This window comes from Methylobacterium sp. AC433, from assembly GCF_979253015.1.
The window spans coordinates 12,096-34,506 of record NZ_CEEDBN010000027.1 but is presented as its reverse complement, the minus strand read 5'-3'; the positions used below and the strand labels follow the sequence as shown (position 1 = coordinate 34,506).

The window sequence follows — 22,411 nt, the reverse complement described above, 5'->3', positions numbered from 1 at the left end:
GCCATGTACGCCGAGGCCGGCCTCGACGCCGCCGGCATCCTCAAGACCGTCAAGGACGCCCTCCCCGAACGGAAGGCGCGGGGCGCCAAGCTCGTCAGCGTCGTCCAGAAGTAGGTCGGCACTGGAAAAACCCCGCGGGGCCGAGGGCTCCGCGGGACTGCGCGAGGTCTACTTGATCACCGCGCAGGCGATGCGGGCGCCGGCGCCGCCGATCGGCTGGGTGGTGTGATCGTCCTCGTTGGCGTGGATGATCAGGGCCGAGCCGTCGCCGTCCTTGAGGGCGCCCTCGCCGGTCAGCGGCGTCTCGCTCGACACCTCCGCGTTCACCGACCCGTCGGCATTGGCGAAGACGTTGGGCAGGTCGCCCTCGTCCGGGCCTTCCGGGTTGAGCAGGCCGTGCTTGCTCTGGTCGTGGTTCACGTGGGCCTTCGACTTTTCGAACTTCGCGGTGTCCGAGCAATCGCCCACGGCGTGGAAGTGGATGCCGTGCCAGCCGGGGGGAAGGCCGCCGGGCTGGATCGTCACGCGCATGACCAGGGAACTCGCGCCGTCGCGGATCGCGATCTTGCCGATGGGCTCGCCCTTCCCGTTCTGGATCGGGCTCTCGAAGGTCTGCGGTGCCGCGGGGGGCGCTGCCTCCGCGGGCGCGGCCGGGGCGGGCTGCGCGAGGGCAGTCTGGGCGGCGAAGGCCGTGCTCGCCGCGAGGGCGAGGACCGACGGAAGTCGTCTCATGAAATGGCTCTCCTCTCCACGCCGGGTACGCCAGTGGAGCGTCAACGAAGATGGTCCCGGGGCGATCCACGGCAATGCCGGGGATGCGCGACCTTTCCCATGCCGCGGCCGGGGAGGCCAGATGCCCTGACCGTCGCGAGCATTTGTGTTCTCCGGCACGAAGACGTTCCCGGTGCGTGGACGAGCTCTTAAGGTTTCGCTAAGTTTCCCCTGACGAGGCCGAGGTCGGACCCTGATTCACCAAGTCTCTCCCGGTGGACGGGCTCAAGATCTTGGCACGGTGTCATCAGTGATTGCAGCGTAAGGCTCGTTGGGAGGTTCCCATGACGTTCGCCGTCCCTCGCCGTCTCGGGTTCCTTGCTCTCGTGATCGGCGCCCTGCCCACCCTGGCCCTGTCGGAGACGCCGCAATCCTCGGCGTCCGGCCGGACCTGGACCGATCCGCCGGCCCGGGGGGCCGCCGAGGTCAAGCCCGCGCCGGCGCCCGAGGCCCCGAGCCAAGCCGCCGCGCCCGCGGCGCCCGCCGAGGCCAAGCGCCCGATCCAGGCGGCGGCCCGGACGCCCAAGAGCGTGCGCGGGTATACCGAAGCACGCGTGCGGGTCACGCACCGGACGGCCTCCGCGCCGCGTCACCAGACCATCCGCGCGGTCGCGCGTTCGCCCGCCGCCCCGGACCGCGCCGGCCGCCGCCTCGCCCAGCGACCCGCTGCCTATGCGGCGCGGCCGCCGGTGATTCGCTACAGCTACGGGGTGGCTCCGGCCCCGACGGGGACGTTCATCTACGAGGACGACCGGGCGCGCCGGATCCGGCAGGCCCAGGAGGCCGGCTACCTCGTGGTCCGATCCCGCAGCATCGAGTTTCCCGACGGCCGGCGCCTGCGCACCTACCGCCCCTACGAGGAGGAGAGCGACGACTAGGATTCGGCCGGCAGCGCAAACGAAAACCCCGCCGGGGATGCCGGCGGGGCTCGAGGCAGATCGGGGCCGAACCTGCGGATCAGCGCAGGCGGCCGGGCCGGGCGGGCTCGAACACGATGCGGCGGTGGAAGGCGCACCAGCTCTTGCCGTCCGGCGCCGGGGCACCGCAGCAGACGGCGCGGTCGTTGGGCTCGCCGATGATGAATTTGCACACGAAGGCACCGGACTGCGCGAACGGCACCCGCAGCTCGGCGGAGGGCTCGGCGATGGCATCGGCCTCGCCGACCTGTGACATGCGGACAAGCTGGTTCATGGATCGGATGACTCGCGGACTGTCTTTCGCGGGCGAGGCCCTGCGGATTGTGGCGGATCGGGAGCGTGTCGCCTTCGGGAGGACCTTTCCCCTGCATGGACCCAGCGGGCGGCCCGCAGACATGTTGGGGAAGATTCGCGGACCCGGAACGGGTCGAAAGCGCGGCCGAACCGGACGCGACAGCGTCATGATGCTGTTATATCTGGGGTTTGCCCCCCGGCAAACAAGTGCCGACGCATGTGTGTGTTGCAGCGCACAGCTTTCCCGCCCCTTGCTTAAGGGGCCGAACGCGGGTCCGGGTCCGCGCACGAACCAGCATCGGGTTTCATCCCGGCCCGCGTGAGGAGATGGGGCCGCTGTCATCGTCCTGTGACAGGATCGTCATAGGGGCGGAGCGTGTGGGGCGTCGCGGCGGGATCGTCCCGCCCGCGTGATCGCCCCGCCGAGGGACCCGATTCATGGCCGACGCGATCGCCCCCGGACTTCGCTCCGCGCCGCCGCAGACGGGATCGGGGCGCTGCCCCGGCCCGAACCTCGACGGCGGCATCCACGTCTCGGGCCTCGTCGCCTTCGCGGTCGTCCTCGTCGGCGGGCTCGCCTATGCCGGCTACAGCCTGATCCACGACATGAACGCGGTGGGCGAGAGCCCGCTGGCGATCGGAGCCTTCGCGCTCCTCGCCCTGGCACTCTTCATCGCCCTGGCCTTCGAGTTCGTGAACGGCTTCCACGACACCGCCAACGCGGTGGCGACGGTGATCTACACCCACGCGATGCCGCCGGTGGTGGCGGTGGTCTGGTCCGGCGCCTTCAACTTCCTCGGGGTCATGCTGTCCTCGGGCGCGGTGGCCTACGCCATCGTCACCCTGCTGCCGGTGGAGCTGATCCTGCAGGTCGGCTCCTCCGCCGGCTACGCGATGATCTTCTCGCTGCTGATCGCCGCGATCCTGTGGAATCTCGGCACCTGGGCGCTCGGCCTGCCGAACTCCTCCTCCCATGCCCTGATCGGTTCGGTGATCGGCGTCGGCCTCGCCAACCAGCTGATGGCGCCCGAGGGCCAGGGCACCTCCGGCGTCGAGTGGGGGCAGGCCGTGAAGGTGCTGGAGGGGCTGCTGTTCTCGCCCGTCCTCGGCTTCGTCCTGGCGGCCCTGCTGCTCCTGGCCATGAAGGCGGTGGTCAAGCGACGCGACCTCTACGAGGCCCCCGAGGGCGAGGCCCCGCCCCCGCTCTGGATCCGCGGCCTCCTCATCCTCACCTGCACCCTGGTGTCGTTCTTCCACGGCGGCAACGACGGCCAGAAGGGCATGGGCCTGATCATGCTGATCCTGATCGGCGCGGCCCCCACCGCCTATGCCCTCAACCGCACCATGTCGGACGACATGACCCCGGTCTTCGTGCAGCAGTCGAAGGACGCCAGCGCGGTGTTCGCGGCCCGGGCCGGAACCGCGGCGCGCCCCGACGCGGCGGCCGCCCGCGGCCAGGTCAGCGAGGCCCTGCGCACGGGGGCGCTGAACACCCCCGCCGTCTACGCGGCGCTCGCCGCCCTCTCCGACGACATCGCCGCCTCGGTCCAGCGCCACGGCGCGATCCGCCAGGTGCCGGCCGCCGCGACCCCGAACCTGCGCAACGACATGTACCTCGCCGCCGACGCGGTCCGGCTGCTGCCGGGCGCCGGCGCCGGTTTCCCGGAGGCGGAGGGCAAGACCCTCAAGGCCTACGAGGGCCTGCTCAACGACGGCACCCGCTACATCCCGACCTGGGTGAAGGTCTGCGTCGCCCTGGCCCTGGGCCTCGGCACCATGGTCGGCTGGAAGCGCATCGTCGTCACGGTGGGCGAGCGGATCGGCAAGACCCACCTCACCTACGCCCAGGGCGCCTCGGCCGAGATCGTGGCCGCCGGCACCATCGGCCTCGCCGAGCTCTACGGCCTGCCCGTCTCCACCACCCACATCCTGTCGAGCGGCGTCGCCGGCACCATGGCGGCCAACGGCTCGGGCCTGCAGGTCGCCACGGTGCGCAACATGGCCCTGGCCTGGGTGCTCACCCTCCCGGCGGCCATCACCCTGGCGGGCAGCCTCTTCTTCATCCTGCGGCACGTGTTCTGACGGGCGGGCCGGGGAACCTCGGCTTTCTTGAGGTCGCGCGGCGCTGCGTGTAGGTCGGGGGTGGGCTCGTCCGGGTTCGGACGGCCGCCAGGAACCCCATGCGCGTCTTCGTGACCGGCACCGCCGGCTTCATCGGCTATCACCTCGCGCGGCGCCTCCTCGACGAGGGGCACGCCGTCACGGGGTTCGACGGCTTCAGCGACTATTACGACGTCGCCCTGAAGCGGGCGCGACACGCCGACCTCGCGCGAGATCCCGGTTTCACCGCCGTCGAGGCCCGCCTGGAGACGCCCAGCGCCCTGCGGGAGGCGGTCGGCCGGGCCGCCCCCGAGATCGTGGTGCACCTCGCGGCCCAGGCCGGCGTGCGCCACAGCCTGGAGAATCCCGGCGCCTACGTGGAGGCCAACCTCGTCGGCATGGCCAACCTGATCGAGGCGGTTCGGGCGCATCCGGTGCGCCACCTCCTGTTCGCCTCCACGAGCTCGGCCTATGGCGGCAACACCGACCTGCCCTTCCGCGAGACCGATCCCGCGGTGACGCCGCTGACCCTCTACGCCGCCTCCAAGCTCGCCGGCGAGGCGATGGCGCATGCCTACAGCCACCTGTTCGACATCCCGACCACGGCCTTCCGGTTCTTCACCGTCTACGGTCCCTGGGGCCGGCCGGACATGGCGCTGTTCCTGTTCACGCGGAAGATCCTGGCGGGCGAGCCGATCACGGTCTTCGCCGGCGGCGCGGCCGAGCGCGACTTCACCTATGTCGACGACCTCGTCGCGGCGGTCCGGGGCCTGATCGACCGTCCCCCGCCCCGCCCCGGCGACGGGGCAGGCCCGGCCTGCGCCGGCGACACCCTGAGCCCGGTGGCGCCGTTCCGCCTCGTCAACATCGGGGGCGGCCGCCCGGTCCGGGTCGACGCGATGATCGACGAACTGGAGCGGGCCCTGGGCGTCCGCGCCGAGCGCATCCTCCAGCCCCTGCCTCCCGGCGACGTGCCCCGCACCGAGGCGAGCACCGACCTCCTGCGGGCGCTGATCGGTGCGGTGCCCGAAACGCCGCTCAGCACTGGCATCCCCGCCTTCGTGGCGTGGTACCGGGGCTATTATGGGGTCTGATCCGCGAGGTCCCCGCTCCGGCAGACCTCCGCCACAGACCCGTCTCCCTCCGTTCCGACCGAAGCATGTCCCTCCGATGATCCCCAGTTCCTTCCCGCCCCGGCGCTTCCGCCGAGACGGCTCGTCCCACGGCGTCGCGGGTGGCCGGCCATGATGGCCCTGCGCTCCACCGCCCTGGCGGCGGCCGGGCTCCTCGCCTTCCTGGTGTTCTGGGAGGCGATGCCGCGCCTCGGCCTGATCAACCCGGCCTTCCTGCCGCCGCCGAGCACGATCCCGGCGGCCTTCCTCAACGAAGTGCGCCTCGGCGTCTGGGGCGAGGCGGTCCTGTCGAGCCTCAGCCACTACGTGACCGGCCTCGCCGTCGGCGCGGGCGCGGGCATCGCGCTCGGCCTCCTCAGCGGCATGTTCCGCTGGTTCGAGGCGGCGACCGCCTGGATCGTGCGCCTGCTGCGGCCGATCCCCGGCCTCGCCTGGGTGCCCTTCGCCATCATCTGGTTCGGCGTCCAGCCCGAGGCCGCCGTCTTCATCATCGCCATCGGCGTGTTCTGGATCGTGTTCTTCGCGACGCAGGGGGCGGTACGCGGCGTCGACCGCGACCTCGTCGAGGTGGCCCAGGCCTTCGGCTTCGGCTCGCCCTGGTCCCGGCTCACCAAGATCCTGCTGCCGGCGGCGACCCCGGGCATCCTCGTCGGCCTGCGCACGGCGCTCGGCCAGGCCTGGATGGCGGTGGTGGCCGCCGAGATCTTCGGCGTGCCCGGCGTCGGCGCCCGGATGATGCAGGCCTCGAGCCTGCTCTCCACCGACATCGTCGTCGTCTACATGCTCACCATGGCCGCCCTCTACGGCCTGTTCGACACGGCCTTCGTCGCCCTCCAGGGGTGGCTCCTACGGTGGCGCGCCTGAGATGTCCGAGCCGATCATTTCCATCGCGGGGCTCGAGCTCGCCTACGCGCGCGCCGGCACCCGCAACGTCATCCTGGCGGACCTCGACCTCGAGGTGGCACGCGGCGAGTTCCTCGTCATCGTGGGCGAATCCGGGGTCGGCAAGTCCACCGTCCTGCGCGTGCTGATCGGGCTGGCCAAGCCGAGTTCGGGCAGCGTGCGCCTCCGGGCCCGCCCCGACTGCCGCACGCCCATGGCCCTGGTCTTCCAGGACGCGCGGCTCCTGCCCTGGCGCCGGGTCATCGCCAACGTCGCCTTCGGGCTCGAGGGCAGCGGCCTGTCCAAGGCCGAGCGCCTGGCCAAGGCGCAGGCGATGCTCGACCTCGTGGGCTTGAGCGACCTCGGCCAGCGCTGGCCGCACCAGCTCTCCGGCGGCCAGCGCCAGCGCGTCGCCATCGCCCGGGCGCTCGCCGTCGATCCGGACGTGCTCCTCATGGACGAGCCGTTCTCGGCGCTCGACAGCTTCACCCGCGAGGGCCTGCAGGACGAGCTGCAGCGCATTCAGGCGGCGACGGGCAAGACCATCCTGTTCGTCACCCACGACATCGACGAGGCCGTGACCCTCGCCGACCGGGTCGTCGTGCTCGCCGGCAGCCCGGGCCGGCTGTCGGCCGAGATGCCGATCACGGTGCCCCGGCCCCGGCGCCGGCGCGACGCCGCCCTGCAGGAGGCCGCCCGGCAGTTGCGGATGGAGCTGTCGAACCGCTCGGCGGAGCTCTAGCCCGGCGGGTGCGGAAAGGGTCGCGGGCGCGGCCGTTGCCATCCCTCGCCCGGCGCTCTACCCCCGCTGGAACCACCCGTTCGCTTCGAGGACATGGCCGATGCGCCGCCGCACCCGCTCGCTGATCGGCACGATCGTGATGCTGGCCTTCATCATCGTCTACGCGCCGCTCGCCATGGCGCTCGCCGACAGCCGGATCTCCGAGACGCCGGCGCCCGTGCAGGCGGTGCTCTACGCCCTGCTCGGCATCGCCTGGATCTTCCCGCTGATGCCGCTGATCAGCTGGATGGGCAAGAACGACGCGAGTGAGAACGACGCGAGCGGGAACGACGCCGGGAACCGGCGCTGAAACCCTGGGATCTCGGGAGAAAACGTCGGTTCGCGTCGGGTTTTCGCCGCACTCGCGGCCCAGAAGCGCGCCGTGTCATTCGTCAAAAGGCCGTCGTTCCGCTCAATGCTAAGCCTGCGCACGCCCTCGCTCCTGCTCGGCCTCGCGATCCTGTCGGTCCTGCCCGCCCTGTCGCTGCAGCCGGCGCGGGCGCAAGGGGCGCCGCGCTCGGTCTCCGACTGTGAGCGCCTGAAGAACGACCTCGCCTACAACCAGTGCCTCGCCATGTTCGGCCCGGCCGCCAAGAACGTCGCCAGCGGCGTCTCCACCGGCGCCGCCTCGGCCGAGGTCGCCAGCGCCCTCGCGGCGATTCCGCAGAACATCGCCGCGAGTGCCGCCGCGACGGGGGCGGCGATCGCCTCCATCGGGCACCGCACGCGGCGCGGGCGCCACGCGCGCTACGGCCGGCAGAGCGCCAGCTTCGCCATCGCGGGCGGCGAGAGCCGCTCCTATCGCCGGCACCGCCGCCGGCGCTGAGCCCGTCAGCCGACGTTGAGCCGGCGGCCCCGGTTCCAGGCCAGGAACGGCACCCCCGAGAGCAGGGCCGAGAGCGCGGCCTCCGTCTGGTGGTGGCCGTTCACCGAGACCCGCGGCAGCGCGTGCAGGTGGTCCGCATGGGCCGCGAACAGGTGGCCCGGCCGGGTCGTCACCGCCGTCGCGAAGCCGAGGTCTTGGGCGAGGGCGAAGTCGCGCGGGCCGGCCGAGGTCGGATCGCCCACCGGGTAGGACAGGTGCGCCACCGGGCGGCCGAGTTCGGCCGCGATCCGCGCCCGCCCCTCCCCGATCTCCCGGCGCGCGACCGCGTCGTCGTGCTTGGCCAGCATCGGGTGGCTGATCGTGTGGGCGCCGAAGGTCAGGAGCGGATCGCGGCCGAGGTCGCGCAGCTCGGACCAGGACAGGCAGAGGTCGCCGGCCATGGCGCCCGGGGCCAGGCTGGCCTCGGCGCAGAGGCCGGCGATGACCGCGAGGAGCCACGCCTCCGCTCCCGACCGCAGGTGGCGGTAGACCCTGTCGAAGGCCGCGGATTTCTCGATCGCGTCGCGGGCCGGCAGGTCGAGCCCGGCCTCGGGCACCCGGACCCGGTCGAGGCGCCGGATCGCCTCCTCCAGCTCGAGCCACCAGAGGCGCCCCCGGCCGCTCGCGAAGTCGCTGGTGAGAAACAGCGTCCAGGGGGCCCCGTGCCGCCGCAGGATGGGGGCCGCGTGCTCGGCATTGTCGCGGTAGCCGTCGTCGAAGGTGAGCACCACGAAGGGGCGCCCGCCCGTGGCGAGGCGCTCCGGCAGGGCGTCGAGGCCGATGATCTCGAAGCCGCGCCGGCGCACCAGCGCCAGGGTCCGGTCGAGGAAATCGGGGGTGATCGCCAGCAGGCCGTTGGGGGCGTAGGCCCCCGGGGGCTCGGGGCGGACGTGGTGGAAGGTCAGGATCAGCCCGCGCCCCCGCGCCACCGGGCCGAGCCAGAGATCCGCCCGGCTCGCCGCGATGGCGCGGAAGCCGGCGGCGAACAGCCGGTGGCGCCGGCTCAGGGGGGGCGTCGGGGTCGCGGAGGTGTCGGGCGCGGACATGGTTTATCCGTTTCGGCGGCCCCGCAGGGGAGCACGCCAACCGGCAAGGTTTCGTTACCCACGCGCGCAGACAGGGAGAGCGTGTCGGCCCGGCGTCACCGGTGGGTTAAGGGCTGCCGGTCCAGGGTCGGCGCAACATTCCGGAGGGTCCCGACCCGCCGGTCGCCCAGGATGATGGCAAGGATGATGGCATGGCCGTTCTCGCCCATGAACTGACCGGAGCCGGAGCGATGCGCGCGCGGGAGCGGCACGGCCTCGCCGCGGAGGTCTTCCACGATCTGGCCGCCGCGGAGGCCCTGTGGCGCGCCCTCGAGGCCGATCCGGCCGTGCTGGCGACGCCCTACCAGCGCTTCGACTGGGTCGCGGCCTTCGCCCGGACGATGCCGGACGCGGACCTGCGCATCGTCGTCCTGCGCGACGCGGCCGGGCGTCCGCGGGTGCTCCTGCCACTCGTGGTCGCGCGCGAGGGCGGGGCCCGGGTGGCCCGGATCGTCGGCGCCAAGCATGCCAACTACCACATGCCGCTCTTCGCCTCGCGCGAGGCGGCGGCGATGCCCCCGGAGGATCTGGCGGAGGCCCTGTCCCGGCTCGGCCGCGCGACCGGGATCGACGTCTTCGCCCTCTCGCACCAGCCCCGCTTCTGGGACGGCGCCGCCAATCCCCTGCACCATCGGGCCGAGCCCTCCCCGAGCGACGGCTACGGGCTGATCCTCGGCCCCGACCCGGACGCGACGCTGAAGCGCGTCTTCAGCAGCGATGCGCGCAAGAAGCTGCGCGCCAAGGAGCGCAAGCTCGTGGAGGCCTTCGGACCCGTGGCCTGCCGGCGGGCCGAGACCTCCGAGGAGGTCGGGCGCTTCCTCGCCGCCTTCTACGCGCAGAAGGCCGCGCGCTTCGCCGCCATGGGCCTCGCCGATCCCTATGCCGATCCGGCGGTGCGGGATTTCCTCGCCCGGGCGGCCTCCCCGGCGGGCGGCTCTGTCCTCGAGGTGACGGCCCTCGTGGCCACCGAGACCGGCCGCGTCTTCGCGGTCTTCGCCGGGGCGGTCGACGGGCAGCGCTACAGCGGCATGTTCACCGCCTTCGACGCCGACCCGGCGGTGAGCCGGTCGAGCCCGGGCGACATCCTGCTGCACCACCTCGTCGGCGACCAGACGGCCCGGGGCCGGCGGAGCTTCGACCTCGGCGTCGGCGAGGCTCGCTACAAGAGCAGCATCTGCGACGAGACCATCGAACTGGGCGAGGTCGCCCTGCCGGTGACCCTGCGCGGGCAGGCCTTCGCCCTCCGGACCATCGCCGCCGCCCGCCTCAAGCGCCGCATCAAGCGCGACCCGCGCCTGATGGCCCTGGTGAAGCGCCTGCGCCGGCGCCGGGCAGCGGTGGCGGCGGAGTGACCATCGTCCCGAACGCAGGGCGCCGCCCGCGCGGATGCGAGGGCGGCGTGTGATTCGACGATCGGGCGGGCCGGTTCAGGCGGCCGAGCGGCGCAGGGGCATCGCGTCCTCGGAAAAGGCCGGTGCCTCGGGGGCGAGGGACGCGGCGGCCTGGTCCTGGGCCACCAGGACCTGGGCGGCGCCGGAGGCCTCGGCCAGGGCGTAGAGGTCGAGGAGGTCGGAATCCTCCGGGTCGCGGTCCGAGGCGAGGACCACCGTGTCCATCCGGCCGCCGGCCACCGCGAGGATGTCCCGGGCGGTCTGGGCCTGCGGCGTGCCGAGGCGGCACACCACCCAGTCATAGGCCTGGGCCAGGGCGTCGAGGGTGATCGCCAGGGCCTGCGGCTCCTCGGCGAGGATTGCCGCGTCGACGAAGCCGCGCGGGATCGCGTGCAGGCGCGAGCCGGGGATCGACTGGATCACGTCCACGAAGGCGGCCTCGCCCGCCACGAGGTCGGTGAGGCCGACATCCTCCGCGCCGCAGGCGGGACCGTTGAGATCGACCACCACGACGCTCGCGCCCGCCGCGAGGCTGCTGCCGAGGCTGACCGCGAGGCCTGCCTCGGTGCGCTTGGCCGGCACCGCCTCGACCACCAGGACGGCGCGGCCCTCGCCGGACAGGGCCGGCCCGGCGCCCGTGCGCAGGCGGGTGATGAGCGTCTCGAGGGCATAGGCGCCCGCTTCCGCCGTCGCCGCTTCGGGCGCGGCCGTGGTGGCCTCGGCCCGGGCCGGGGCCAGCGTCGGCCGGACGCTCGCCGCCTCGGGCGTCGCGGCGGCCTGGACCGGCCGCGCGGCGGCCTTCAGCGGCGCGCCGGCGGCGTCGCCCTGGCGCGCCATCGCCAGGGAGGCTTCCGGAAAGGCGAAGGGCTGGTGGTGATAGGCCGGGCGCTCGGCGCCGGTCTCGGTTTCCTCCTCGCGCCGGCGGCGCCGGCCCGGGCCGTCGGGATCCCCGAGGAGGTGGCGGGCGATGACGCCGCCCGTGGCGAACAGGAGGCCGAGCACCGCCGCCAGGAACACGATCGGGAGCTTCTTGGGGAAGGACGGCGTCTCGGGCGTGATGGCGCGCGAGACCACGCGGGCATCGGCCGGGGCCGCGCTCTCGGCGTCGCGGGCCGAGGCCTCGCGGTAGCGGGCGAGGTAGGATTCGAGCTGCTCGCGCTGGGCCTTCGCCTCGCGCTCCAGGGCGCGCAGCTGGACCTCGCTGGAATTGCCCTTCGAGACCACGTCGCGCTGCGCGTCGACCGCCGCGCCCAGGCTCTCGACCCGGGCCTCGGCGATGCGGGCATCGTTCTCCAGGGTGCGGACCACGCGCTCGGCGGTGGCCTTGATCTGGGCGTCGAGGTCCGAGATCTGTGCCGTCAGCTCCTTGATGCGCGGGTGGGCCGGCAGCAGGGTGCGGGATTCGAGGGCGAGCTGGTTGCGCAGGGTGATGCGCTGCTCGACGGTCCGGCGGATGATCTCGTTGTTGGCCACATCCGGGATCTCGAAGGCGCGCCCGTCCTTGATCATCTCCTTGATCAGCTTGGCGCGGCCGGCGAGGTCGGCCTTGGCGGTGCGGGCCTGGGAGAGCTGCGTCGACAGCTCGCCGAGCTGCTGGGCGCCGAGGGGCTGGCCGGCGGCGCCGCCGGTGGCGATCAGGCCGTGGCTGGCCCGGTAGGTCTCGACCTTGGCCTCGGCGTCGGCGACGCGGGTGCGCAGGGTCTCGATGTTGCCGCCGAGCCAGGTCGAGGCGTAGCGGGCGGTGTCGGTCTTGGCCGCGTCGAGGGAGGCGATGTAGAGCTCGGCGATGGTGTTGGCCGCCTGCGCCGCCAGATGCGGATCCTTCGAGCGGAACTCCACCGTGAGGATGCGTGACTTGCCGGCCGGGTAGACGGTCAGGCGGTCGAAGTAGGTCTCCAGCATCCGCTCCTCGGGCGGGCGCTCCATCGGGTTCTTGGCCAGCCCGATCATCATCAGGGCGCGTTGGAGCGGGCCGAACCCGGAGACGCCGGGATCGAACTCGGCGTTGCCGGCGAGCGACAGCCGGCGGATCGCCTCGCGGGCGAGGTCGCGGGACATCACCACCTGCACCTGGCTCGCCACCGCCTGTTCGTCGATGGGCTGGGTCTGCTCGCCGCGCTCCTGCGCGGTGCGGGTGTAGGGAGTGTCGCGGCTCTCCAGCAGGATCTTCGCCTCGCCGGTGTAGCGCGGCGAGACCACCTGCACGAAGGCGATGGCGCCGATGGTGACGAGGGCGGTCGGGATGACGATCCAGCGCCAGGACCGGCGCAGCAGGCCGGCGAGCTGCGACAGGCCCAGGCCCTCGCTCTCGGCGGGCGGCGCATCGCGTGTGGGCTCGAACGGCGAAGAGCGGGGCATGGCTCGATCTTTACGCAAGGCAAGGATGTCGGCCGCGAGATGGCCGGCTTTCCACGACTAGACTGGTTTAAGGTTGACCGGACGTTAAGAACCGCGCGCTTCGTGGGGGCCGATGCGGGACGTCAGTGTTCGTTAACCATATCGGCTTACCACCCGTTGGGAATTCTCCTCACGACGGCAGTGGTGATGAACCGGCGATCACTCCTCTTAGCACTCTCGTCGAGCCTGGCGCTCGGCGGTTGCCTGCGCCCGGATTTCCGGACCGACCAGCTCGATGCCACGGGCACCGGCTCCATCGGTGCGCGCTACACGCTCTCCGCCGGCGACCGCCTGCGAGTCATCGTCTTCGGCCAGGACAACCTCTCGAACATCTACGCGGTCGACGGGGCCGGCAACATCGCCATGCCGCTCATCGGCCTCGTGAAGGTCGGCGGCCAGCCCACCAGCCAGGCGGCGCGGACCATCGAGGCCAAGCTCTCGTCCGGCTTCGTGCGCGAGCCCCACGTCACCGTGGAGGTCGATGCCTACCGGCCCTTCTACATCCTCGGCGAGGTCACGACCTCGGGCCAGTATCCCTACGTCAACGGCATGGCGGTGGAGACCGCGGTGGCGATCGCCGCCGGCTTCGGCCCCCGCGCCGCCCGCGACTACGCGGTGCTGACCCGCGAGGGCCGGGACGGGCTCGTCTCCGGCATCGTGCCCATGACCTACCCGGTGCGCCCGGGCGACACGATCGTGATCAAGGAACGGTTCTTCTGAGAACCGGCCGACGAAACCTCTGCGGATGCGAAGAATCCCGCCTCGGCGATTCAGATTCGCCTAACTGAACTGCGAACTATTCCGCTGATCCGGCCATTCGCACGCATTCGCGCGGGCATCGGTTTAACGGTCCGCGCACCTGTGCCGCGCCAAGGTCCCCCGACGGACGAGCGGCCCGACCGCTCGCGCAACGGTGCGTGGAGCAGCTGTCGTGAACGCGTTCACCCTCGGTCAGACCGGTGCCAGCGGCCCGGGCCTCGCACTCCCTGCCGCCTCCGGCGGCCCGGGCCTCGCGATCCACGCCGCTTCCGGCGGCCTCCCCACCCAGCGCATCCTCCACGTCTTCCGCGCACCGGTCGGCGGCCTGTTCCGGCACGTGGTCGACCTCGCCCGGCTCCAGGCCGCGGCCGGGCACCGGGTCGGGATCGTCTGCGACGCCTCCACCGGCGGCGAGCGCGCCGCCCAGGCCCTGGCCGACCTCGCGCCCTCCCTCGTCCTCGGCATCACGCGCCTGCCCATGCGGCGCAACCCGCACCCCTCCGACCTCGCGGCCCTGCGCGCCATCGCCCGGCGGGCCGCAGCGGTGGGCGCCACCGTCCTGCACGGGCACGGCGCCAAGGGCGGCGTCTATGCCCGCACGGCCATGGTGCCCGGCCACTCGCCGATCCGCGCCTACACGCCCCACGGCGGCAGCTACAACTACAAGCCCGGCACCCTGCGCCACCGGTTCTACATGGGCCTGGAGCGCCTGATGGGCCTGCGCACCGACGTGTTCCTGTTCGAGAGCGAGTACGTCGCCGGGCGGCACCGGGCCTTCGCGGGCGACCCGCGCCGCATCACCCGCATCGTCCACAACGGTATCGGCGAGGCGGAATTCGCCCCCATTGTCCCGGCCGAGGAGCGCTACGACCTCGTCTATATCGGCGAGCTGCGCGACGCCAAGGGCGTACCCTTCCTCCTCGACGCGCTCCTGCGCCTGCGCGCCGCCGGCCGGCCCCTGCGCCTGCTCATGGTCGGTTCCGGCCCCGACGCGGCGATCCTGGCCGAACGGGTGGTGGCGATGGGCCTCGGCGGCGCCGTGGCCTTCGAGCCGCCTCAGGCGATCCGCCCGGTGCTGGCCCGGGGCCGACTCATGGTGGTGCCCTCCCTGGCCGAATCCCTGCCCTACGTGGTGCTGGAGGCGGCCGCCGCCTGCCAGCCCCTCGTGGCCACCAATGTCGGCGGCATCCCGGAGATCTTCGGCGCCGCGGCGTCCGAGCTGGTGCCGCCCCGCGACGGGCAGGCGCTGGCGCAGGCCATCGCCCGGGTCCTCGACGAGGAGCCCGACGCCTGCCGCCGACGCTTCGAGTCCCTCGCGGCCTCGGTCCGCGCCCGGTTCCCGATGACGCGCATGGGGTCGGACGTGCTCTCCGGCTACGCCGCGGCCCTGCGCGCCCGGGCTCCCGGCACCGGCCCCGGCCCCGCCATGGCCTCCACGGCGCCCTGAACCCGCCTCGCCGACCCGACCCCCAGCCCCCTGCCCGATTCCAAGACGCGTACCTCAGCCCGGAAGCCAGCCATGAGCGCCTTCGATGTCCGTGACCTGCTGGATGCCGCCGGCCGGTTCGCCACCTCGGCCGAGGCAGGCCCGACGGCCGCGCTGCCGCCCGCCGAGGCGCGGATCCACCCGGCCGCCCCGAAGCGGCTCTCCCCGGTGGTGCTCGCCGGCTGCGTCCGGATCGCGGAGTTCGTCCTCGTCGCCGGCCTCGGCATCGTGATCCAGCGGCTGCAGCTCGCCGGGATCGTGCCGCTCTCGCCCCGCTACCTCGCCGCCGCCTTCGGCCTCGCCGTCCTGGCGGTGTGCCTGCTGCAGGCCTCGGGCGCCTACGGCATGGCCGCCTTCCGGACCCTGCGCGGATCGGCGCTGCGGCTGGTGGGCGCCTGGTCGCTGGCGTTCCTCCTGGTGGCCACCGCCATGGTGTTCGCCAAGATCGCCGACCACTATTCCCGGGTCTGGATGGCGAGCGTCTTCGTCGCCGGCCTCGCCGCCCTCGTGGCCGGGCGGTTCGCCCTCGCCCGGTTCATCACCGCCCAGATGCAGCGCGGCCATTTCGACCGTCGCACGGCCATCGTCGGCGGCGGTCCCGTCGCCGAGGACCTGATCCGCGCCCTCGACGCCCAGTCGGATTCCGGCGTGCGCATCGTCGGCGTCTTCGACGACCGCGGCGATACCCGCTCCGACACCGTGGTGGCGGGCTATCCGAAGCTCGGCACCGTGAGCGACCTCGTCGCCTACGCCCGCACCACGCGCCTCGACCTCATCATCTTCACGATTCCGATCGCCGCCGAGGACCGCATCCTGCAGATGCTGGCCAAGCTCTGGGTCCTGCCGATCGACATCCGCCTCTCCGCCCAGGCCTCGAAGCTGCGCCTGCGCCCGCGCGCCTATTCCTACCTCGGCGCGGTGCCGGTGCTCGACATCTTCGACAAGCCGATGGCCGACTGGGACATCGTCGCCAAGAGCATCTTCGACCGGGTCGTCGGCCTCGCGATGCTGGTGGCGCTCGCCCCCGTGATGCTCTCCGTCGCCCTGGCGGTGCGCCTCACCTCGGCCGGCCCGGTGCTGTTCCGGCAGAAGCGCTACGGCTTCAACAACGAGCTGATCGAGGTCTACAAGTTCCGCTCGATGTACGTGAACCAGAGCGATGCCGGCGCCGCCCGGCTGGTGACCCGGGACGACCCCCGCGTCACGCCCGTCGGACGCTTCATCCGCAAGACCTCGCTGGACGAGCTGCCGCAGCTCTTCAACGTCATCAAGGGCGAGCTCTCCCTGGTCGGGCCGCGGCCGCACGCTCTCCAGGCAAAGGCCGCCAACACCCTCTACGACCAGGTGGTGGACGGCTACTTCGCCCGCCACAAGGTCAAGCCCGGCATCACGGGCTGGGCCCAAGTCAACGGCTGGCGCGGCGAGACCGACACCAGCGACAAGATCCAGAAGCGCGTCGAGCACGACCTGCACTACATCGAGAACTGGTCGATCCTGTTCGACGTCAAGATCATGCTCGCGACCCCGGTCTCGCTGTTCCGCACCAAGAACGCCTACTGATCCGGGGCGGCCGCCGAACGCGACGAGGGCCGCCCCCCGGCGAGGGGGGCGGCCCTTGTTTCATTCGGCCGCGACGGGCGCAGCGTCGTCCTACGGGAGGGCGCCGGCCTTCTTCTTGACCTCGGTCATCGTGTCCTCGCAGCCCTTCATGTCGCCGGCCTTGTCCTGGGCGCGGGCCTTCTTGATCAGGTCGCGCGCCTCGGCGACGCCGCCGGCGCTCGCCGTGGTCGACGGGTCGGTCGGCTTCACGTTCGGCGCCTTGTCGAGGGCCTTCTCGGAATGCGACGAGGTCGGGCCGCCCGGGGGCTCCTTGCCGGTGACCTGCTCGGCGCCCGCGCTGTCGAGGCGGCGCTCGATCGTGGCGATCTGCTCGGAGCAGGACGAGGCGAAGGCGGGTCCGGCCGCGCCGAGGAGGACGAGGGCGGCGGGCAGGACGAGGGTGATCCGCATGGATGGGCTCTCCGGGGTGGGGACCGCCGGGGTGGGCGGCCCGGGTCGGGGTGTCGGGAGTGTCGGGGTGTTGCGAGAGAAGCGCCCGCCGGCGGGCGGAGTTCCTTTCCGGATCGCCCTCCCCCCGAGGCCCAAGCGTCGCAGCCTGCCCAGCGTCGCCGCCCTGCCCAACGTCGCAGCCCTGCCCAACGTCGCAGCACGGCCAACGCGAAGGGGCGCGGATCGTCCCCGACCCGCGCCCCCGCTTGTCCGTCCCGCCCGAAGCGTCGGGCTACCAGGTCACGCGCACGCCGCCATAGGCCGAGAGCGGCTGCACCAGGGTCGTGGTGCGCGGGTCGTTGATCACAAAGTTGCCCGCCACCGGGCCGGTCTCGGCGAAGGTGCCGAAATTGGCGTAGCGGTTGTTGAACAGGTTGGTGACCAGGGCGAAGACCTGCACGTTCGGGCTGATCTGGATGCTCGTGTTCAGGTTCGCGGTGAAGTAGGCCGGCAGCTTGCGGTTGATGTTCGACTCGTCGCCGCGGAAGTAGGACGAGGAGAACGCCTGGAAGTTCATGCCGAAGGTCCAGATCGGCGTGATCAGGTAGTTGAACCCGGCCTTGAACTGGTGGTTCGGGATCAGCGGGACGTTGTTGCCGCGCCTGACGTTGATGAGGCCGTCATCGGCGAGCGGGTTGTTGGGCGAGGACAGCTCGCCCGCGAACTGGAAGGTGGCGTCGATCAGGGCGTAGTTGCCGTAGAGGCTGAGCCGCTCGCCGACATACTCGCCCGAGACCTCGATGCCCTGGCGCTGGGTGGCCGGCACGTTGACGAAGTAGCCGCGGGCGGCGTTGCCCGGCACCGCGACCTGCAGGATGTCGTTGCGCAGGTCGGTGCGGAAGGCGCCGATCTTGTAGTTGAACAGGCCGTTCTCGTAGAAGTTCGGCACGGTGCCGCGGAAGCCCACCTCGTAGGTCTGGCCGGTGACCTGCTTGAGCGGCGGATCGGCCACCAGCGAGTTCGGCAGCAGGCAGGGCCGGTCGGGATTGGCGCAGGCGAGTTCGAGCGGGGTCGGGGCGCGGTTCGACTCGGAGTAGCCGCCGTAGAGGTTCAGCCAGGGGAAGAAGCGGTAGGTCGCGCCCACCACCGGGTTCACCTTGGTGAAGTAGTGCGTGCCCGTCACGTCCGGCGAGAAGCCGGTCTGGTCCTGGGTCGAGATCCGGGCGAAGTTCAGCCGGGCGCCGGCGGTGAGCGACAGGGCGTCGGTGACGTCGAAGGTGTCGAGGGCGTAGAGGCCCATGTAGAGGTTCGAGCCCGTGACGTTGCTCGGCGCGATGCCCAGCGCCGCCGCCGTGCGGAGCGCCTCGGTGCCGAGGCCCGGGATCGTGCCGTAGTTCGGGTTGAGCGGATCCGTGGTGACGCTGAGGTCCGGGTTGATCACCCCGAGGGTGCTCGACGACTTGTAGGTGTAGTTGGCCGCATCGATGCTGCCGCCCACCACGAAGGTGTTGTTGTGGCCGAAGATCTGGTCGCGGTTGGTCGCCTGGAGGGTGCCGCCGTAGCCGACGGCCTCGGTGCGGATCGTGTCGAGGGTGCCGTAGGGGACGCCCGCCGTGAACGGGATGCGCTGGCCCTGGCGGCCCAGGATCGTGAACTGATCGCGGAAGGCGCGGTCGCTCAGGGCACCGCGCTCGAACCCGTCATCCTCGAAGCAGAGGAAGCCGCGGTTGCTGGAGCGCGTGCTGCACTGCTCGAAGTTGCCGTCGTTGCCGTCGATCACGAACTGGCTCAGGCGGCGCACGTAGGCGTTGCCCTGCAGGTCCCAGGTCGGCGAGACCGCGACCTTGCCGGTGACCTGGATCTGGCCCTGCTCGGTGGAGATGGTCTGGGGCGAGGTGAAGATCGCCCGCTCGTTGGCGCGGGTGAAGTCCACCGGCGTGGCGGCGGCGGCGCCGAAGAAGGTCTTGGCGCCCGACGCGATGATGTGGAACTCGGAATCGAGGGTCTTGTGGCCGAGATCCGCATAGACGCGGCCGATCTCGGAGGGCGAGCGCAGGCGCCAGCCCTCGTCGCGCAGGCCCTCGCCGGCGAAGTAGAAGCTCCAGGGTCCGATGACCTCGCCGTATTGCAGCGAGCCGAGGATGCGGCCGTTGGAGCCGCCGCTGACGGTGATCTCCTTGCCCTGCCAGGTGAAGCCGTTCTTCATCTCGATGTTGACCGCGCCGCCGAGCGCGTTGAGGCCGAAGACCGGGTTGCCGGTGACGACGTCGATCCGGTTGATCGCCACCGAGGGGATCAGGTCCCAGTTCACCACGTCGCCGAAGGCCTCGTTGATGCGCACGCCGTTCTGGTAGACGGCGAGGCCCTGCGGCGCGCCCTGGAGCGGCGAGGCGTCGAAGCCCCGATAGGTCAGGGTCTGGCGGAAGCCGTTGCCCTGCCCGTCCGACAGGTTCACGCCCGGCGTCTTGCGGGCCAGGGTGAAGGTCGGGTCGAGGGTGGCGCGGTCCTGCGCGAAGTCGGCCGCCGTCACGGTCTCGACGGTGTTGGGGATCTTGTAGAGGGACTGGCCGCCGCCGCCGCCGGTGGCGCCGACCGGGGTGGTCGCGACCACGTCGAGCTCGCTCAGCGTCACCGATTGCTGGCCGCCGGCCCCCTGCGCCAGCACGGTACCCGGCAGCAGGGCCACCGACAGCAGCAAGCTGTTCCGCAGTGTCCGTCTCGTCATCCCCAGTCCCCCAAGATCGTCTTCGTGTGCCTGCCCCTTGGCCGGGGCTTCGAAGACAGTCTTGCGAGGATTCGGGCGGCAAGAACAATCGCGCGCCGCGGGGATTCAGCGATTTTGCAGGTTGCCCGCTCCGTTGGCCGCGCGGCGTGGCGGAACGGACACGTTTTTTCTTACGATTTCAAAGGTTTGGGGAGAGTTCAGCAAGTCGCCCGGGAGAAAGTGGCAAGGCGATCCGGGCGCGGCCAGGCCCCCGGGCCGCGGCGCCGCGTCAGAGCCGGGCCTGGATCTTGCGGGCGATCTCGCCGAGGCGCTGCTCCAGCAGGGTCGGGACCTCGCAGACATAGGTCAGGGACTGGCTGCGCTCCTGGAAGATGCGCCGGTCCCAGGTGAACTTGGTCTCCAGCTCCGAGGCGTCCTTGGGGATGTCGCGGGCGTCCTGGGCGCTCGGCGCATCCTTGGTGGCGCTGATCTGGTCGGCCTCCTCGCGGATCCGCTCGGCCATGCGGCGCTGGCCCTGGGCGTAGCGGCCGATGCCGGCGATGACCTTGTTGCGCTCGCCGTTCAGGACCTCGAACACGCCGGCGAAGACCCGGGTGAGGCGCGTCTCCTTGTCGGCGGCGGCCTTGGCGGTGAAGTCGTCGAGGAGCGGGTCGACCTCGGACAGCGGCGTGCGGCGCGAGGCGATCTTCTGGGCCAGCGCCGCGGCCTCGAAATCGTCGCCCCAGGGGCCGGCCGCCTCGAGATCCGGTCCGGTCCAGACAGTGCCCGCGCTCAGGGTCGAGACCTTGCGCTGGACGCAGGGCCAGTCCGGATCGGATTTCGGCTGGGCGAGGACCGGCCCGGCGCCGAGGCCGAGGAGGGCGAGGCCCGCGAGGGCGCGGAGGGCGAGGCCCGCGAGGGCGCGGAGGGGAAGCGTGCGAGAAGTCATCAGGAATTGTCTCCGGCCGGGCCGCCGCGCCGGGCCATGATGCCACGGCCCGGATCGTAGGCGACGACGGCGAGGGTGAAGAAGGCGAGCGTGGTCCCCACGACCACCGCGCAGGCGACCGGCTCGAACTGCCCGTAGAGGGCGAAGCGCACGAGCTGCACCGCGTGGGAGAAGGGGTTGAGCTGGCAGATCCAGTACAGGGTCTCGGAGGATTCGCGGATGCGCCAGAGGGGGTAGAGCGCCGAGGAGGCGAAGAACATCGGGAAGATCACGAAGTTCATCACGCTGGCGAAGTTCTCCAGCTGCTTGACCATGGAGGAGAGCAGCAGCCCGATGGCGCCGAGCATCAGCCCCGAGGCGATGAAGGCCGGCAGCGCCGCCACGTAGCCGATGGCCGGGATGTCGAGTTCCCAGAACCAGGCGATGGCGAGGAACGCATAGGCCTGCACCACCGAGACGGTGACGCCGGCGATCAGCTTGGCGAGCAGGAGCAGCCAGCGCGGATAGGGGCTCGTCAGCAGCACCTTCATCGAGCCGACCTCGCGGTCGTAGACCATCGAGAGCGAGGATTGCATGCCGTTGAAGAGCTGGATCATCACCGCGAGGCCCGGCACCACGTAGACCTCGTAGAGCACGTAGGTCTGGTAGGGCGGCTCGATCGAGACGCCGAGCGTGTTGCGAAAGCCCGCCGCGAAGATGAACAGCCAGACGAGCGGGCGGACGAGGGCCGAGAAGAAGCGTTCCTTCTGGTTGAAGAAGCGCAGGAGCTCCCGGCGCACGATGCCGCCGAGGCAGATCAGGTAGCCGACGGCGTCGAGGCGCCCGAGATGGGGCACCGGCGCCTCCGCCGGGGCGGACACGGACGGGCGCGTGCGTTCGATGGTGCTCATGCGGCCTGCCGCGCGGGTTCGGCGACGAGGCGGCGGAAGGCCGCCTCCAGGGTCTCGTCGCCCTGTGCGATGGAGCCGGCGGTGCCGCGGGCGACGATGCGGCCCCGGTGCAGCACCACCGCGTCGTCGGACGCGTCGATCTCCTCGAAGATGTGGGTCGCCCAGAGCACCGACAATCCTTCCTCCCGCACCAGGGCGCGGACGATGGCGACGATGTCGGCGCGCGATTCGAGGTCGAGGCCCACGGTGGGCTCGTCGAGGAGCAGCAGCCGGGGCTCGTGCACCAGCGAGCGGGCGATCTCGATGCGCCGGGACTGGCCGCCCGAGAGGGTCCGCACCTTGTCGTCGCGCCGGTCGGCCAGGCCCACGCGATCGAGGAGCGCGGCGATCCGCGCCTTGGCGGCCTTGCGGGGAATCCCGTGCAGGCTGGCGTGGTAGTGGAGGTTCTGCGCGACGGTGAGGTCGGTGTCGAGGGTGCGGGCCTGGAACACCACGCCGAGGCGGGCGAGCGCCCGGCTCGGCTCCCGGTCGAGGGCATGGCCGAGGATCGAGACCCGGCCGTCCTGGCTGGCGTACAGGCGGGTGATCACCGAGAACAGCGTCGTCTTGCCGGCCCCGTTCGGCCCGAGCAGGGCGGTGAAGCGCCCGCGCGCGACGCTGAGGGAGACGTCGGACAGGGCCGCCCGCGCGCCGAAGCGGTGGCTGACCTGAGCGACCTCGAGGGCGGGGCTCGCGCGCTCTCCGGAACTCATGGCTTCAACGCCCGCTGGGCGTCGCCGACCGCATCCAGGCACTCGTCGAACTCGCCCTCCCCCATCTCGCGCTCGGCGACCCGCAGGGCCTTCCTGAGCTTGGGCCGGATTGCCTCCGGGGCGGGCTTGGCGTCCGGGGCGGTCTTGGCGAGTTCGGCCCTGATCATCGCGATGCCCTCCACGCAGGCGGCCTTGTCGTCGGCGCGGGCGGCGACGCTCCCGAGGGCGAGGAGAACGGAGAGGGCGAGAACCGGGGGCGCACGCAT

At 71.8% G+C, this 22,411-nt stretch carries 21 protein-coding genes; 11 read left to right on the top strand and 10 right to left on the bottom strand.

Translation table 11 applies throughout. The features are described 5' to 3' along the window. Positions 1–168 precede the first annotated feature (168 nt). Positions 169–732 (bottom strand): superoxide dismutase family protein, encoded by a 564-nt coding sequence (locus AC0IWM_RS22935; protein WP_056469175.1) that lies wholly within the window; start codon positions 730–732, stop codon positions 169–171. Between the two features lie 323 nt (positions 733–1,055). Here AC0IWM_RS22935 and AC0IWM_RS22930 point away from each other — a divergent pair, with 323 nt between their 5' ends. Further along, the gene (locus tag AC0IWM_RS22930; RefSeq protein WP_471758864.1) at positions 1,056–1,649 is read left to right on the top strand and encodes a hypothetical protein; all 594 of its coding nucleotides are present in this window, start codon (positions 1,056–1,058) and stop codon (positions 1,647–1,649) included. Between the two features lie 79 nt (positions 1,650–1,728). Here AC0IWM_RS22930 and AC0IWM_RS22925 read toward each other — a convergent pair whose 3' ends face one another. Next, positions 1,729–2,085 carry a GcrA family cell cycle regulator gene (locus AC0IWM_RS22925; RefSeq protein ID WP_471758872.1) on the bottom strand — a complete coding sequence of 119 codons (357 nt, stop codon included), beginning with the start codon at positions 2,083–2,085 and terminating at the stop codon, positions 1,729–1,731. A 335-nt stretch (positions 2,086–2,420) separates the two neighbouring features. Here AC0IWM_RS22925 and AC0IWM_RS22920 point away from each other — a divergent pair, with 335 nt between their 5' ends. The 6 genes from AC0IWM_RS22920 (at position 2,421) to AC0IWM_RS22895 (ending at position 7,704) form a co-directional block, all read left to right on the top strand. Next, positions 2,421–4,064 carry an inorganic phosphate transporter gene (locus AC0IWM_RS22920; protein WP_471758862.1) on the top strand — a complete coding sequence of 548 codons (1,644 nt, stop codon included), beginning with the start codon at positions 2,421–2,423 and terminating at the stop codon, positions 4,062–4,064. 98 nt (positions 4,065–4,162) lie between these two features. Beyond that, positions 4,163–5,176, top strand: coding sequence for an NAD-dependent epimerase/dehydratase family protein (locus AC0IWM_RS22915; RefSeq protein WP_471758860.1), 1,014 nt, complete (start codon positions 4,163–4,165; stop codon positions 5,174–5,176). Between the two features lie 150 nt (positions 5,177–5,326). Next, positions 5,327–6,079 (top strand): ABC transporter permease, encoded by a 753-nt coding sequence (locus AC0IWM_RS22910; RefSeq protein ID WP_056469165.1) that lies wholly within the window; start codon positions 5,327–5,329, stop codon positions 6,077–6,079. 1 nt (position 6,080) lies between these two features. Then, on the top strand, positions 6,081–6,839 hold the full coding sequence (locus AC0IWM_RS22905) for an ABC transporter ATP-binding protein (RefSeq protein ID WP_471758858.1): 759 nt from the start codon (positions 6,081–6,083) through the stop codon (positions 6,837–6,839). 100 nt (positions 6,840–6,939) lie between these two features. Further along, entirely contained in the window at positions 6,940–7,188 is a 249-nt protein-coding gene (locus tag AC0IWM_RS22900) for a DUF2842 domain-containing protein (protein WP_471758856.1), read from the top strand. Between the two features lie 105 nt (positions 7,189–7,293). Continuing rightward, positions 7,294–7,704 (top strand): hypothetical protein, encoded by a 411-nt coding sequence (locus AC0IWM_RS22895; protein WP_471758870.1) that lies wholly within the window; start codon positions 7,294–7,296, stop codon positions 7,702–7,704. Between the two features lie 5 nt (positions 7,705–7,709). Here AC0IWM_RS22895 and AC0IWM_RS22890 read toward each other — a convergent pair whose 3' ends face one another. Then, positions 7,710–8,789, bottom strand: a complete 1,080-nt coding sequence (locus AC0IWM_RS22890) for a polysaccharide deacetylase family protein (RefSeq protein ID WP_471758854.1) — start codon at positions 8,787–8,789, stop codon at positions 7,710–7,712. Positions 8,790–8,980: 191 nt separating this feature from the next. On the opposite strand from AC0IWM_RS22890, the gene AC0IWM_RS22885 reads away from it, so the two are divergent. Next, positions 8,981–10,180: a GNAT family N-acetyltransferase gene (locus AC0IWM_RS22885; protein ID WP_471758852.1), complete on the top strand. Its 1,200-nt coding sequence runs from the start codon at positions 8,981–8,983 to the stop codon at positions 10,178–10,180. A 75-nt stretch (positions 10,181–10,255) separates the two neighbouring features. Here AC0IWM_RS22885 and AC0IWM_RS22880 read toward each other — a convergent pair whose 3' ends face one another. Beyond that, on the bottom strand, positions 10,256–12,577 hold the full coding sequence (locus AC0IWM_RS22880; RefSeq protein WP_471758850.1) for a GumC family protein: 2,322 nt from the start codon (positions 12,575–12,577) through the stop codon (positions 10,256–10,258). 186 nt (positions 12,578–12,763) lie between these two features. Between AC0IWM_RS22880 and AC0IWM_RS22875 the strand changes: the two genes are divergently transcribed. The 3 genes from AC0IWM_RS22875 (at position 12,764) to AC0IWM_RS22865 (ending at position 16,421) form a co-directional block, all read left to right on the top strand. Next, the gene (locus AC0IWM_RS22875) at positions 12,764–13,336 is read left to right on the top strand and encodes a polysaccharide biosynthesis/export family protein (RefSeq protein WP_056469148.1); all 573 of its coding nucleotides are present in this window, start codon (positions 12,764–12,766) and stop codon (positions 13,334–13,336) included. 295 nt (positions 13,337–13,631) lie between these two features. Continuing rightward, entirely contained in the window at positions 13,632–14,822 is a 1,191-nt protein-coding gene (locus AC0IWM_RS22870; RefSeq protein ID WP_471758868.1) for a glycosyltransferase family 4 protein, read from the top strand. A gap of 72 nt (positions 14,823–14,894) precedes the next feature. Then, positions 14,895–16,421 (top strand): undecaprenyl-phosphate glucose phosphotransferase, encoded by a 1,527-nt coding sequence (locus AC0IWM_RS22865; protein ID WP_471758848.1) that lies wholly within the window; start codon positions 14,895–14,897, stop codon positions 16,419–16,421. 90 nt (positions 16,422–16,511) lie between these two features. On the opposite strand, the gene AC0IWM_RS22860 is transcribed toward AC0IWM_RS22865, so the two are convergent. From AC0IWM_RS22860 to AC0IWM_RS22835, 6 genes are all read right to left on the bottom strand, one after another. Continuing rightward, positions 16,512–16,871, bottom strand: a complete 360-nt coding sequence (locus tag AC0IWM_RS22860) for a hypothetical protein (RefSeq protein WP_471758846.1) — start codon at positions 16,869–16,871, stop codon at positions 16,512–16,514. Positions 16,872–17,142: 271 nt separating this feature from the next. Next, complete coding sequence (locus AC0IWM_RS22855; protein WP_471758844.1) at positions 17,143–19,575, bottom strand: TonB-dependent receptor; 2,433 nt, start codon at positions 19,573–19,575, stop codon at positions 17,143–17,145. Positions 19,576–19,843: 268 nt separating this feature from the next. Beyond that, the gene (locus AC0IWM_RS22850) at positions 19,844–20,503 is read right to left on the bottom strand and encodes a hypothetical protein (RefSeq protein ID WP_471758842.1); all 660 of its coding nucleotides are present in this window, start codon (positions 20,501–20,503) and stop codon (positions 19,844–19,846) included. Beyond that, complete coding sequence (locus AC0IWM_RS22845; protein ID WP_056469128.1) at positions 20,503–21,393, bottom strand: ABC transporter permease; 891 nt, start codon at positions 21,391–21,393, stop codon at positions 20,503–20,505. The genes AC0IWM_RS22850 and AC0IWM_RS22845 overlap by 1 nt, the downstream gene beginning before the upstream one ends. Continuing rightward, a complete protein-coding gene (locus tag AC0IWM_RS22840; RefSeq protein ID WP_471758840.1) occupies positions 21,390–22,145 on the bottom strand; it encodes an ABC transporter ATP-binding protein in 756 nt (251 codons plus the stop codon). Before AC0IWM_RS22840 ends, AC0IWM_RS22845 begins: the two co-directional genes overlap by 4 nt. Continuing rightward, a complete protein-coding gene (locus tag AC0IWM_RS22835; RefSeq protein ID WP_471758838.1) occupies positions 22,142–22,411 on the bottom strand; it encodes a hypothetical protein in 270 nt (89 codons plus the stop codon). Before AC0IWM_RS22835 ends, AC0IWM_RS22840 begins: the two co-directional genes overlap by 4 nt.

Bases quoted from the DNA above. Each gene is read 5' to 3' on its own strand.
- AC0IWM_RS22880 (WP_471758850.1), bottom strand. From the start codon at position 12,577: ATGCCCCGCTCTTCGCCGTTCGAGCCCACACGCGATGCGCCGCCCGCC.
- AC0IWM_RS22875 (WP_056469148.1), top strand. From the start codon at position 12,764: ATGAACCGGCGATCACTCCTCTTAGCACTCTCGTCGAGCCTGGCGCTC.
- AC0IWM_RS22860 (WP_471758846.1), bottom strand. From the start codon at position 16,871: ATGCGGATCACCCTCGTCCTGCCCGCCGCCCTCGTCCTCCTCGGCGCG.
- AC0IWM_RS22925 (WP_471758872.1), bottom strand. From the start codon at position 2,085: ATGTCTGCGGGCCGCCCGCTGGGTCCATGCAGGGGAAAGGTCCTCCCG.
- AC0IWM_RS22900 (WP_471758856.1), top strand. From the start codon at position 6,940: ATGCGCCGCCGCACCCGCTCGCTGATCGGCACGATCGTGATGCTGGCC.
- AC0IWM_RS22840 (WP_471758840.1), bottom strand. From the start codon at position 22,145: ATGAGTTCCGGAGAGCGCGCGAGCCCCGCCCTCGAGGTCGCTCAGGTC.
- AC0IWM_RS22890 (WP_471758854.1), bottom strand. From the start codon at position 8,789: ATGTCCGCGCCCGACACCTCCGCGACCCCGACGCCCCCCCTGAGCCGG.
- AC0IWM_RS22915 (WP_471758860.1), top strand. From the start codon at position 4,163: ATGCGCGTCTTCGTGACCGGCACCGCCGGCTTCATCGGCTATCACCTC.
- AC0IWM_RS22910 (WP_056469165.1), top strand. From the start codon at position 5,327: ATGATGGCCCTGCGCTCCACCGCCCTGGCGGCGGCCGGGCTCCTCGCC.
- AC0IWM_RS22920 (WP_471758862.1), top strand. From the start codon at position 2,421: ATGGCCGACGCGATCGCCCCCGGACTTCGCTCCGCGCCGCCGCAGACG.
- AC0IWM_RS22885 (WP_471758852.1), top strand. From the start codon at position 8,981: ATGGCCGTTCTCGCCCATGAACTGACCGGAGCCGGAGCGATGCGCGCG.
- AC0IWM_RS22835 (WP_471758838.1), bottom strand. From the start codon at position 22,411: ATGCGTGCGCCCCCGGTTCTCGCCCTCTCCGTTCTCCTCGCCCTCGGG.
- AC0IWM_RS22935 (WP_056469175.1), bottom strand. From the start codon at position 732: ATGAGACGACTTCCGTCGGTCCTCGCCCTCGCGGCGAGCACGGCCTTC.
- AC0IWM_RS22895 (WP_471758870.1), top strand. From the start codon at position 7,294: ATGCTAAGCCTGCGCACGCCCTCGCTCCTGCTCGGCCTCGCGATCCTG.
- AC0IWM_RS22930 (WP_471758864.1), top strand. From the start codon at position 1,056: ATGACGTTCGCCGTCCCTCGCCGTCTCGGGTTCCTTGCTCTCGTGATC.
- AC0IWM_RS22855 (WP_471758844.1), bottom strand. From the start codon at position 19,575: ATGACGAGACGGACACTGCGGAACAGCTTGCTGCTGTCGGTGGCCCTG.
- AC0IWM_RS22850 (WP_471758842.1), bottom strand. From the start codon at position 20,503: ATGACTTCTCGCACGCTTCCCCTCCGCGCCCTCGCGGGCCTCGCCCTC.
- AC0IWM_RS22905 (WP_471758858.1), top strand. From the start codon at position 6,081: ATGTCCGAGCCGATCATTTCCATCGCGGGGCTCGAGCTCGCCTACGCG.
- AC0IWM_RS22845 (WP_056469128.1), bottom strand. From the start codon at position 21,393: ATGAGCACCATCGAACGCACGCGCCCGTCCGTGTCCGCCCCGGCGGAG.
- AC0IWM_RS22865 (WP_471758848.1), top strand. From the start codon at position 14,895: ATGAGCGCCTTCGATGTCCGTGACCTGCTGGATGCCGCCGGCCGGTTC.